Source organism: Bradyrhizobium sp., assembly GCF_050014615.1.
GTDB lineage: Bacteria > Pseudomonadota > Alphaproteobacteria > Rhizobiales > Xanthobacteraceae > Bradyrhizobium.
Genome location: NZ_JBEKCZ010000111.1, coordinates 23,759 through 34,609, shown reverse-complemented (window position 1 = coordinate 34,609; position 10,851 = coordinate 23,759). Strand labels below are relative to the sequence as shown.

At 60.8% G+C, this 10,851-nt stretch carries 12 protein-coding genes and 1 pseudogene; 6 read left to right on the top strand and 7 right to left on the bottom strand.

The genetic code is table 11. The features are described 5' to 3' along the window. The coding region (locus tag ABR948_RS18295) for a hypothetical protein (protein ID WP_428120409.1) at nucleotides 1-189 on the top strand (189 nt) is incomplete at its 5' end. Nucleotides 190-258: 69 nt separating this feature from the next. Here the strand turns inward: ABR948_RS18295 and ABR948_RS18290 are convergent. Continuing rightward, nucleotides 259-470, bottom strand: a pseudogene (locus ABR948_RS18290) (AraC family transcriptional regulator); the annotation flags it as partial. 321 nt (nucleotides 471-791) lie between these two features. Here ABR948_RS18290 and ABR948_RS18285 point away from each other — a divergent pair. Further along, complete coding sequence (locus tag ABR948_RS18285; RefSeq protein ID WP_428120407.1) at nucleotides 792-1,985, top strand: ABC transporter substrate-binding protein; 1,194 nt, start codon at nucleotides 792-794, stop codon at nucleotides 1,983-1,985. 132 nt (nucleotides 1,986-2,117) lie between these two features. On the opposite strand, the gene ABR948_RS18280 is transcribed toward ABR948_RS18285, so the two are convergent. Continuing rightward, complete coding sequence (locus ABR948_RS18280; protein ID WP_428120405.1) at nucleotides 2,118-2,495, bottom strand: hypothetical protein; 378 nt, start codon at nucleotides 2,493-2,495, stop codon at nucleotides 2,118-2,120. A gap of 177 nt (nucleotides 2,496-2,672) precedes the next feature. On the opposite strand from ABR948_RS18280, the gene ABR948_RS18275 reads away from it, so the two are divergent. Next, on the top strand, nucleotides 2,673-2,879 hold the full coding sequence (locus ABR948_RS18275) for a hypothetical protein (RefSeq protein ID WP_428120403.1): 207 nt from the start codon (nucleotides 2,673-2,675) through the stop codon (nucleotides 2,877-2,879). 304 nt (nucleotides 2,880-3,183) lie between these two features. Here ABR948_RS18275 and ABR948_RS18270 read toward each other — a convergent pair whose 3' ends face one another. Then, nucleotides 3,184-4,326 (bottom strand): hypothetical protein, encoded by a 1,143-nt coding sequence (locus ABR948_RS18270; RefSeq protein WP_428120401.1) that lies wholly within the window; start codon nucleotides 4,324-4,326, stop codon nucleotides 3,184-3,186. On the opposite strand from ABR948_RS18270, the gene ABR948_RS18265 reads away from it, so the two are divergent. Next, nucleotides 4,315-4,512 (top strand): hypothetical protein, encoded by a 198-nt coding sequence (locus tag ABR948_RS18265; RefSeq protein WP_428120399.1) that lies wholly within the window; start codon nucleotides 4,315-4,317, stop codon nucleotides 4,510-4,512. The genes ABR948_RS18270 and ABR948_RS18265 overlap by 12 nt on opposite strands. A 131-nt stretch (nucleotides 4,513-4,643) precedes the next feature. Here the strand turns inward: ABR948_RS18265 and ABR948_RS18260 are convergent, their stop codons facing one another. Next, nucleotides 4,644-5,297 carry a glutathione S-transferase family protein gene (locus ABR948_RS18260; protein WP_428120397.1) on the bottom strand — a complete coding sequence of 218 codons (654 nt, stop codon included), beginning with the start codon at nucleotides 5,295-5,297 and terminating at the stop codon, nucleotides 4,644-4,646. Between the two features lie 191 nt (nucleotides 5,298-5,488). Between ABR948_RS18260 and ABR948_RS18255 the strand changes: the two genes are divergently transcribed. Both ABR948_RS18255 and ABR948_RS18250 read left to right on the top strand, forming a co-directional pair. Further along, nucleotides 5,489-6,712, top strand: a complete 1,224-nt coding sequence (locus ABR948_RS18255) for a polyhydroxyalkanoate depolymerase (protein WP_428120395.1) — start codon at nucleotides 5,489-5,491, stop codon at nucleotides 6,710-6,712. 229 nt (nucleotides 6,713-6,941) lie between these two features. Then, on the top strand, nucleotides 6,942-7,736 hold the full coding sequence (locus ABR948_RS18250) for a substrate-binding domain-containing protein (RefSeq protein ID WP_428120393.1): 795 nt from the start codon (nucleotides 6,942-6,944) through the stop codon (nucleotides 7,734-7,736). A 3-nt stretch (nucleotides 7,737-7,739) separates the two neighbouring features. Here the strand turns inward: ABR948_RS18250 and ABR948_RS18245 are convergent, their stop codons facing one another. The 3 genes from ABR948_RS18245 to ABR948_RS18235 form a co-directional block, all read right to left on the bottom strand. Next, nucleotides 7,740-8,486 carry a transporter substrate-binding domain-containing protein gene (locus tag ABR948_RS18245; RefSeq protein WP_428120415.1) on the bottom strand — a complete coding sequence of 249 codons (747 nt, stop codon included), beginning with the start codon at nucleotides 8,484-8,486 and terminating at the stop codon, nucleotides 7,740-7,742. Between the two features lie 221 nt (nucleotides 8,487-8,707). Continuing rightward, complete coding sequence (locus ABR948_RS18240; RefSeq protein WP_428120391.1) at nucleotides 8,708-9,334, bottom strand: DJ-1/PfpI family protein; 627 nt, start codon at nucleotides 9,332-9,334, stop codon at nucleotides 8,708-8,710. Between the two features lie 5 nt (nucleotides 9,335-9,339). After that, complete coding sequence (locus ABR948_RS18235) at nucleotides 9,340-10,647, bottom strand: MFS transporter (RefSeq protein WP_428120389.1); 1,308 nt, start codon at nucleotides 10,645-10,647, stop codon at nucleotides 9,340-9,342. Nucleotides 10,648-10,851: the final 204 nt, after the last annotated feature.

The window sequence follows — 10,851 nt, the reverse complement described above, 5'->3', positions numbered from 1 at the left end:
TGTGAATTCTCTTCCAGATGCATCGTCCACGGATTTTTGCAATTCATGATCGGTCCAGGAGGACTCCGCGCGCGGGCCCTCATGATGGTAATCGTTCCGATCATCATTCTGCTCACCTACGTCTTTGTGCTTCTCGGTTGCCAGAAACACAAAGACGTACTTGACCGCAGCGATCGCCGTCTTGGCTGAACTTGCCCGCTATTTCCTCACCGGTATCCATATCTCAAGCCCGCCGCCGCCGGTGAGCGGATCGAAATCGAGGATATCGGGCGCGCCGGCGGCGAGCGCGCGCGCCGCCTCGCTGAGGCGCCGGACACGCACATAGTCATGAGCGACAGCCCCGTGGCGGCGACGAACGCATGGACCATGTGAAAGCGCGAGATGCCGGCGACGCCCGCGATCTCGTCGAGGCTCAATTCGTCAGCGAGATGGCTTTCGATGTACCTGAGCGCCTTCTGGGCAGGATTCACGGACCGCGAGCCTTGCTTCGAAGCGCGCCCATCATGATCGTTTCGCGCCCGCCGCATTTGACAGTCCTTGCTCCCTTTCGCGGCATCTCGGAACCCGGTTGTTTCTTTCGCACTGCGGAAAATAACAATCGAGCCGTCGCTGGCAACGTCAACCCAATCGTGCATACTGCCGGGGCATTCAATCCGACGGCTCACTTAAGCTGCGCCACAATCAAGACTGCCTGAGCCTCGGCCAGCACGTCAGGGAGGACGATGATGCGCACCCATGTCTCAGCCAAAAGTGTCTTGACCAGTCGTGTCTCTGGTCATGCCAGATCCGCCATGCTTGCGGGACTTCTCGCCGTTGCGGTCGCCAGTTCCGCCCACGCACAGAAGCGATACGATCCCGGCGCCACCGACACCGAGATCAAGATCGGCAATATCATGCCCTATTCGGGGCCGGCGTCGGCCTATGCCACCATCGGCAAGACCGAGGCCGCCTATTTCAACAAGATCAATGCCGAAGGCGGCATCAATGGCCGCAAGATCAATTTCATTTCCTATGACGACGGCTACAGCCCGCCGAAGGCGGTCGAGCAGGCCCGCAAGCTGGTCGAGTCCGACGAGGTGCTCTTGATCTTCAATCCGCTGGGAACGCCCAGCAACAGCGCGATCCAGAAATACATGAATGCGAAGAAGGTGCCGCAGATCTTCGTCTCAAGCGGCGCCGCCAAGTGGAACGATCCGAAGAATTTCCCATGGACCATCGGCTGGCAGCCCAGCTACCAGGTCGAGGGCCGCATCTATGGCGCCTACATCCTGAAAAACTATCCCGGCAAGACCATCGGCGTTCTCTACCAGAACGACGATTTCGGAAAGGACTATGTGATCGGCCTGCATGAGGGATTGGGCGCCCAGGCCGACAAACTGATCGTCCTTGAAGCCTCCTACGAGACCACCTCGCCGACGGTGGATTCGCAGGTGGTGCAGATCAAGGGCGCCAACCCCGATATCTTCATCAATGTCGCGACGCCGAAATTCGCCGCGCAGGCGATCCGGAAAATCGGGGAACTGGCCTGGCATCCCGTGCATTTTCTGACCAACGTGTCGGTGTCGGTCGGCGGCGTGATGAAGCCGGCCGGCTACGAGAACGACCAGGGCATCCTCAGCGCGGCCTATCTCAAGGACCCCAAGGATCCGCAGTGGAAAAACGATCCCGCCATGAATGAATGGCGCGCCTTCATGACCAAATGGTATCCCGAAGGCGACCAGGAAGACGCCTCGACCACTTTCGGCTACGGCGTGGCGAAGGGACTGGAACAGGTGCTGCGACAGTGCGGCGACGACCTCACCCGCGAGAACGTCATGAAGCAGGCCGCCAACCTGAATTTCGAGATCGGCGTCTATCTGCCGGGCACCAAAATCAAAACCAGCCCGACGGATTTTGCCCCGCTCGAGCAGCTGCAAATGATGCGCTTCAAGGACGAGAACTGGGAGCTGTTCGGACCGATCATGTCAGGTGAGAAGAACAGCTGAGCGAGGCTGCGATCTAAAGTAAATCGTCATGCCCGGCCTTGTGCCGGGCATCCACGTCTTCCTTGTCGTATCTGCTAAAGACGTGGATGGCCGGGACAAGCCCGGCCATGACGGAGCAGCGGAGCTTCCCCCTCACTTCCCACCATCTTTCGCCGCCGGCGCCGCATCCTTGGCCGGCGCGGCGTCGGCTTTCTTCTTCGCATCCTCGGCGGCTTTCTTCTGCGCCGACTGCAAATCGTCGACGATCTTCTGCAGGCCGGCGACGGTGCTCTTCAAACCTTCGATCTGCCGGTTCGCGGCATCGATCTTCCAGGCGTGGTCGGCGCCGAGTTTGGTGAGGGTCTTCTGCAGGAAATCGACATTGCTCTGCAGGCAGGAGGTGCGACGCTCCATGGTCTTTTCGACGGTGCAGATTTCGATGCCGGGAACGTCCTGCGCCTGCGTGACGGCGGATACCAGCAAGCAAGGCAGCAAAGCCAACGACGCGACGCAAGCGATCCGGCCGATCATCAGAATCCTCGTTGAAATACGATTGGTCGCAGTCAAATTGTTGCGAGATATTGACGATACCATACTGAAACCTCATTCGCGCGTTGAGGTTTCGCCGGCGCATCCGACCAAAGCAAATCCGGGGCGCCGATGTGAAGACAACGGCGCGCCGGGCGCGTCCTGATGGAGAAAGCTGGAATGGCAACGCGCGAACGACGGCTCGCTGAATTCAACGGCGAAGGCGAACCGCCGCCGGATCAGCCGGTGCAGGTGCTATGCGAGGATCATAGCGGCACCTATCAGCTGCCATTCCCGTGCCGCTTCATCGATGGCGCCTGGCGCAATCACGTCTCAGGCGGCCCCGTCGAAGCGACCGTGGTCGGCTGGCGCATGCAACGCCCCTGATTCAAGCGCGCAAATCAGGCTTGCAGCATCAGCGCTGTGCCAAAATGCAACGCAAGACAGCGACATCTTGCCGGCTTCTTAAGGTCCGGAACGCGGGCGGAACGAATCGCGCCCGAATCAGCCGTCGCGGCCTGTACTCCGCTGTTCACGGCTAGATATCGGCGAGCTTGTCGAGGGCCGCACCATATCCAGATCATGGGGCTCGGCGGTGGCGCCGGCCCTGGCTTCAGACGTTAACGACCATCACCGCGACATGGACTATTTCCGGGACGTCGATTTCCAGGACGACACCGGGAGCCGGTGCTTACTCGTACAAATACCCGACCGGCTTTCCTTCGGTACGCAACGGACGAACATCCTTCCGTGTAATGATCTGACCAGCCAAGCCGTCAATTTCGTCACGCTGCGTCGGCGTCCAACTGCGAAGATTCTCCATGCCTTTCAGCAGGCCCAGCCGGAGGATTTGAGTATTCTCCCCTACCCCGACGAGATTTATCGCGTTCTTGCCCGCTGTAACCGTATCGCCGGTCGCAAGTTCGAAATTCTCGCCGTTACTCTTCTTGAATTCGGCTGTGCCGCGAATGACGCGATAGATAACGACCTCGCCTTTCTCGAGAAAGGCAGTATCCGCCGTGGCCGATGCACTCTTCGGCAACAGCGACTGGCCACGCGGGTCGGTCGCTATGATATGTCCAGTCGTCAGACGACCGCTCGGAATTTCGATCCCGATATCGCGCACATAAACAGGCCCGGCGGATTTGACCGGCGCACCAGCCGCCAGCGGCTTGTAGAGCGCTTCCAGCTCCAACGGATCCTGAAGCCAAAAGCGGGCATCGGATGGGCGATCATGCAAAGGGTGGCTCCAGGCCACACGTGGCGTTTCCGCTTCGTCGATCTGATCCGGACCCACCACCGTCGGGTTGGGGAAGGTCGTGGGATCGGTAATGAAGCCTTCAAGAAACTTACCGGAATAGCCCATGGAAATAGGATCTGGCACCACCGTCTGCGGTGTTTTTAGATTCTCCTCAGTGGACAATCCTGACCAGGTGTAAAAGAGCTGACGATGAACGATCGCGCTCTGCAGCATCACCGCACCAGGGCCGACGGCGTAGTATTGGCCATCGTAATCGAAGGTAAACATGCCCGACGTGACCAGCACGAGCTGGTAACCACCCGGTGGAAGGTGAAGATGGAAATCGGTGGGGCCGGTGTCGGGACGGTAAATCGGCAGATTTGTCGAAACCTCGTGGAGCAGGAAGGTTTCGTTGTTGGCATGAAAGCCCTCGTTGGCACGGTTGTAGAGTGCCTGCGGGCGATAAGTCGGCTCGTACGAAGCATCCCGGTTGCGATCGATGGCGACGAAATTCTTGTTGTTCAGGTGAAGCGGATCGCCGTTCGGATGAGTAAGGCCAAGCCATTTGGGATCGACCGCGGCATGCATATTCATGACACTCTCCAATCTGAGCGTTTCGGCCGCGACGACGCGGCGTCCAATATTTTGGCAGCCGAAATTGCCGCGTTCACAACTTTATGGTGCTATGCGAAAATCGCGCCAGCCGCGCTGCACCGCGGCGATTTCGAAAATCGCGGCGATCAAAACGCCGAAGCTCTTGGACGCCAGTTGGAATTTTAGTCGCGCGATTTTCCGCGCGTAACCGCCGCCGCGCCGCCAGGGGTCGCGCAACGGCTCAGGTTGGCACGAAGTTAAGCAAGGCCTGCCCGATGCTTAAGCCCTACAAACAGGCAGCCGAATGCCTGTGCTGCCTAATATTCGACCTCAAGCTCTTCGATATCGGCGGGCTCAGCCTTGGCGGCTTCGATCCATTCCTGCATCTCCGGAAGCGCCATGATCATGTCGGCATATTGCTTCAGCCGCGGCTCCAGCTTCACATCATAGGTCATGAAGCGGGTCACCACCGGCGCGAACATGGCGTCCGCCATGCTGCGCTGGCCGAACAGGAACGGGCCGCCCGATTCGGCCAGGCATTCGCGCCAGATCGTGCAGACCCGGTCGATATCGGCCTGGGCGCGCGACCAGATCTTGAAGCCGGGGAAATGCCCCTTCAGATTGACCGGCAGCGACGCGCGCAGCGTGGTAAAGCCGGAATGGATTTCACCGCAAATCGACCAGCAATGGGCCCGGTGGATCCGGTCCGCCGGCAGCAGGCCGGCATTCGGCATAATCTCGTTGAGATAATCGGCGATCGCCAGCGTATCCCAGACGGTGGCGCCCTCGTGCCGCAGGCAGGGTACCAGGATCGATGAGGACAGCAGCAGGATTTCGGCCCGCGCCGACGCATCATCGGGTGCGGTGATGATTTCGTCGAACTCCAGCCCGGAAAACTTGGTCAGCAGCCAGCCGCGCAGCGACCAGGATGAATAGTTCTTGCTGCTGATGGTAAGTGTCGCTTTCGCCATATGGCTTATCCCTCACACCTGAACGCCCGACAGCACCCCGCGGACCCCGCCTTTTAGCGAAGCGCTCCGCCAAGTGCCCATTGTTTATGCTTCACGCATTTCATTCAGCAAGCGACGTGCCAGTTTGCGAGGCTATTTGACTCTTCTTTGGCTTCGATATTGCATAGCAACATCAGCAGGGGCGGATCCGGATGATGTCGATGATGTACCAAGCCTACCAGAACCACATGGACCTGACGGCCCCATGGCGGACCGGCGCCGCATCGGCGCTGCGCTATCTTAATCTCGTTCCGCAAGGCGTGTCAGACAAATTGTTCGGACGGCTCGCCGCCGCGCTGGAGCTGATCTCGCGTACCTCCCTCACCTATACGCGTCCGCCTTACGCCATCGACAAGGTGATGGTGGGCAACCAGGAGCTGGCGGTGACCGAGGAAGTCGTCTACGCGACACCGTTCGGCTCATTGCTGCATTTCAAGAAGGAGAATTCGCCGGCACAGCCGCGCCTGCTGCTGGTGGCGCCGATGTCCGGCCACTTCGCCACGCTCTTGCGCGGCACCGTCAAAACCCTGCTGCAGGATCACGACGTCTACATCACCGACTGGCATAACCCCCGCGACATTCCGCTCGACCAGGGCAAATTCGGCCTTGACGAATATACCGAGCACCTCATCACCTTTCTCGACCAGTTAGGTCCGCGCTCGCACATGGTGGCGATCTGCCAGCCGTCGGTGTCGGCACTGGCGGCCGCCGCGATCATGTCGGAGGACAATCACCCCGCGCGTCCCGCCACGCTGACGCTGATGGCCGGCCCGATCGATACCCGAATCCAGCCAACTAAAGTTAACGAATTCGCCAAGAGCAAGCCGCTGAAATGGTTCGAGGAGAACCTGATCAATTACGTGCCGTTTCAGTGCAAGGGCGCGTTCCGGCAGGTCTATCCCGGATTCATCCAGCTCACCGCCTTCGTGTCGATGAACCTTGAGCGCCACATCAAATCCCATGTCGACCTCGCCGATCATCTGGCCAAGGGCGAGACCGAGAAGGCCGAAACCATCAAGACCTTCTACGACGAATATTTCGCTGTCATGGATCTGCCGGCGGACTTCTACATCGAAACCATCCGCGACGTGTTTCAGGAGCATCTGTTGCCGCTGGGCAAGCTGACCTATCGCGGCCGCCCGGTGAATCCGGCCTCGATCAAGCGGATGGGCCTGATGACGGTCGAAGGCGAGAAGGACGACATCTGCTCGATCGGCCAGACCCTGGCGGCGCAGGATCTCTGCACCGGCGTGCGCGCCTATCGCAAGGTGCATCACATGCAGGCCGGCGTCGGTCATTACGGCGTGTTCAGCGGCCGGCGCTGGAATAACGAGATCTATCCGCTGCTGCGGGACTTCGTGCACGTCAATTCGTGACGAAACTCCGTCCTCTCAGCGCCATTGCCTGCGACAAACGCGAAGCGTTTGCGCAAGGGAGCGAAAGCGACGAAGCAATCCAATCTTGCTTTGTCGCCCTATGGATTGCTTCGCTTCGTTCGCAATGACGGTTTGGCACCATTCGATCCAGGCCTACCCCCTTGGCCAGATACGATTTCTCCCGTAACAGTGCGCCGGCCGATCAAGAGCCGTCCCGGGAGGAACAATCATGAAAATAACCGCAAATGTCCGCAGCCTTGCGCTGGGCCTCGCCGCCACGCTGTGGCTGGCCGGCTCCGCCAGCGCCGCCGAGGTCCGGGTGATGATCTCGGGCGGGTTGAGTGCCGCCTATAATGCGCTGGTGCCGGAATTCGAGCGCCTGACCGGCAACAAGGTGCTGACCGCCTACGGGCCCTCGATGGGGACCACCACCAACGCGATCCCGGTCCGGCTGGAGCGTGGCGAGCCCGCCGATGTCCTGATCCTGGTCGGCTATGCGCTCGGCGACCTCATCAAGCAGGGCAAGGTGGTGGCCGACAGCCGCGTCGATCTCGTCAAATCGCCGATCGGCGTCTGCGTGAAATCGGGCGCGCCGAAGCCGGACATCAGCTCCGCCGCTTCACTCAAGCGCGCGCTGCTGGCGGCGAAATCGGTCGCCTATTCCGACAGCGCCAGCGGCGTCTACGTCTCGACCGAGATGTTCGCCAAGCTCGGCATCGCCGAGGAAATGAAGGACAAGGCCAGGAAAATTCCGGCCACGCCGGTCGCCGAAATCGTGGCGCGCGGCGACGCCGAGATCGGTCTCCAGCAGATCAGCGAAATGCTGCCGGTGCCCGGCGTCGACATCGTCGGGCCGTTGCCGGCCGACTTGCAGAAGATCACCATCTTCTCGGCCGGGATCGCCAGCGTGTCGAAAGAACCCGACGCCGGCAAGGCGCTGATCAAATTCCTCGCCTCGCCCGCAGCCAGCACGGTGATCATCAAGAGCGGCCTCGAGCCGATACCGGCGGGGGCGACGAACTAGGAACTACTTCGCCCGCAGCGGCGTGTCCTTTAGTCCGTTGTTGTCGAACGCCTTGCGCAGCAGGCCGTTGGTCTTGGCCTCGGTCATGAATTTGCTCGCAAACGCCAGCGCCAGCGGATGATCCGGCGGCACCGCGATCGCGGTCACGGTCTGTTTGAAGGTTTCATCCAGCACGCGGGTTCCCGGAATCTTTTTCGCAATCGCATTGAGCTGGTCGCGTGACAGCGCGAAGGCTTCGATCTCGCCACCCTTGAGCAGGTTTAGGATTTCGTCAAAGGTCTGATAGCCGGTGACCTTGGCGTTCTTCAGATGCGCCACCGCGCCACGCATGGTGGTGGTGTTATTGACCGCCGCGACCTTGATGCCGGGCTGATCGAGCGTTTGGAAATTGGTGACCGTCGAGCCCGCTTTAACGATGTAGGTGGCCTCGGTGACCTCATAGATCGGCCCGAACGACATTTTCGTCTCCCGCTCCGCGTCCTTTGGCAGGAAGGTGACGTCCCAGGCGCCTGACGAAACCGAATCGGTGATCAGCCCGGAATTCGGATAAGCGACATATTCGACGCCAACACCGAGCTGGTCGGCCATCGCCTTGCCGAGGTCGACCGGCACGCCGGCATAACCGCCGGTTTCGGTCTTGGTCGACCAGTACGCGCCGCCGGCCGCACTGATCCCGAGCGCCACCCGCAATTTGCCGGTCGGCACCAGTTGATCCTTCAGTGCATCGGCGCTGGCAGGACCGGACAACATGATCGAGACACCCAGAATAAGGCCGGCAACGCGCGGCAAGGACAGTTCAGGTAAAGACATATCAAACATGGCTACTGCTCCCATGGCCCGTTATCAGCATCGAGCCTTCTCGGGCCATTGTGATCGATTGGCGCAGGCGCCGAAACCACAATTCGCGAGCCAGGATGAAAACTTTGTGAGGGCGGGCACTTACATCCCTGACGCTAACGCAGCAGCGGCCCCTATCGTACCGTCAGGACCGGCGCAAATTCCTCACGATTGGCACGCCACGCCCGCTGATATTCCATGATCCGCGCGGTTTCATCGGCGACGTGCTCACCGAGCATGCCGGCGATCAGATGCAGCGTGGTGTCGATGCAGAGCGATACCCCGCCGCCGGTCACGACCGTTCCGGTGTCCACCAGCATCGTCTCGCGCACGTCGATCCGCGGATAGGTCGCGCGCATCACCTCGATCGGCGCGGTTTCCGGCGGCACCACCTCGCGTTTGGTGGTCGCAGGGCCGTCATCCAGGATCCCGCTCGCCGCCAGGATCATGCCCCCGGTACAGACCGACGCGATGCGGTGAGAGGCATGAACGCGCCTGATGTAATCGAGCGTCGACGGCGCCTGCGCCTGCACGGTCCAGCCGGGGCCGCCGGTGACAATGACGAGATCGCAGGGTGGTGCGTCGTCGATACCGAAATCGGCCGTGACCTTGAGCCCGTTGGCGAGCGCGACCGGACCCGCCCGCGGCGCAATGGTGCAGATCGCGATCTCCGGCGCAATCCGGCGCGCCATCGACAGCACCCCGAAGGTCGCCAGATCGATCGGTTCGACGCCGTCATAGATGAAAATGCCAAACCGCACGGCAGCTAGTCTTTCAATGGCGCGCCCCTGGTCTCGTGCGCCGCGAGCGCGGCCGCCAGGGTGATGAGCGCGAGCACGATCATCATGATCGACACGCCAGTGGTGCCGCCGAGATATCCGACCATCGCGGTCGCAATGATCGGCGCGAAGCCGCCGCCGATCGCGGCGGAAACCTGAAATCCGAACGAGGCGCCGCTGTAGCGGACGCGGGAGCCGAACAGTTCGGGGAAGTAGCAGGATTCAGGTCCGAACATCATGCCGTGGCCGAAATTCATCGCGATCATGATGGCGGCGAAAATCAGCGCGGTGCTCTTGCTCTCCAGCATCCAGAACAGCGGGAACGCGAACACGATCGTGAACAGGGCGCCGAGAATGTAAAGCGGCCGCCGGCCGATCTTGTCGGAGAGCCAGCCGAACACCGGCAGGCTGACCAGTTCCAGCAGCGCGGCATACATCACCGCATCGAGCATCATCGGTTTCGGCATGCCAAGCCTGGAGGTGGCGTAGCCCACGACGAACACCGTGAGCATGTAGACCCAGGACACCTCGGAGAGCTTCAGCCCGACCGCGATCAGAAAGGTTTTGGTATTCTTGCCGATGGCTTCGCCGACCGGATTTTTCGACAGGCCGTCGCGCATCTTGAGGCCCTCGAACACCGGCGTCTCCGGCACCCGGGATCGCACGAATGTTCCAACCGCGAGCAGAACCACGCTGAGCAGGAACGGAATGCGCCAGCCATAGGCGGCGAAATCGGCGTCGGGCAATTTGGTCACCAGCGCGAACACCAGGGTCGCCAGCACCAATCCGATCGGAAATCCGATCTGCACGAAGCTCGTGTAAAAGCCGCGCCGGTCGGCCGGCGCGTGCTCCAGCACCATCAGCGACGCCCCGCCCCATTCGCCGCCAAGGCCGATACCCTGGATCACGCGCAGCAGGATCAGGAGGATCGGCGCCAACACCCCGATCGAGGCATAGGTCGGCAACAGCCCGATGCAGAAGGTGCTGAGCCCCATGATGAACAGCGTCAGCACCAGCATGGATTTGCGACCCAGCCTATCACCGAAATGACCAAACAGCGCGCCGCCGAGCGGCCGCGCCAGAAAGCCGACGGCATAGCTACCGAGCGCGGCCAACGTGCCCGCGAGCGGATCGAAAGTCGGAAAGAACGCCTTGTTGAAGATCAGCCCTGCCGCGGTGGCATAGATCAGGAAATCATACCATTCGATGATGGTTCCAAAGCAGCTTGCGAACACGATGGAATTGATCTTCGCGCGCTCGATGCCGACGACCGGCGCCGTGGCCGTGATGGTCATTGAGCCTCCTGCTGCTGCGCAATCCCCGAAAGCGGAGAAATATCAAGCTACTTGCAAGTCCCTTTAATGCAAACAGCATGCCGCCCCGGGACCGCCGCGTCTATCCCCGGATCAGGAACCGCGGTGCTTTTTGCCGCATAGCAGTCCTGGAAGTTGGCAGTTCTGGAAACCGTCGGGCGATACCCTCGGTACCGCGAAAACCGC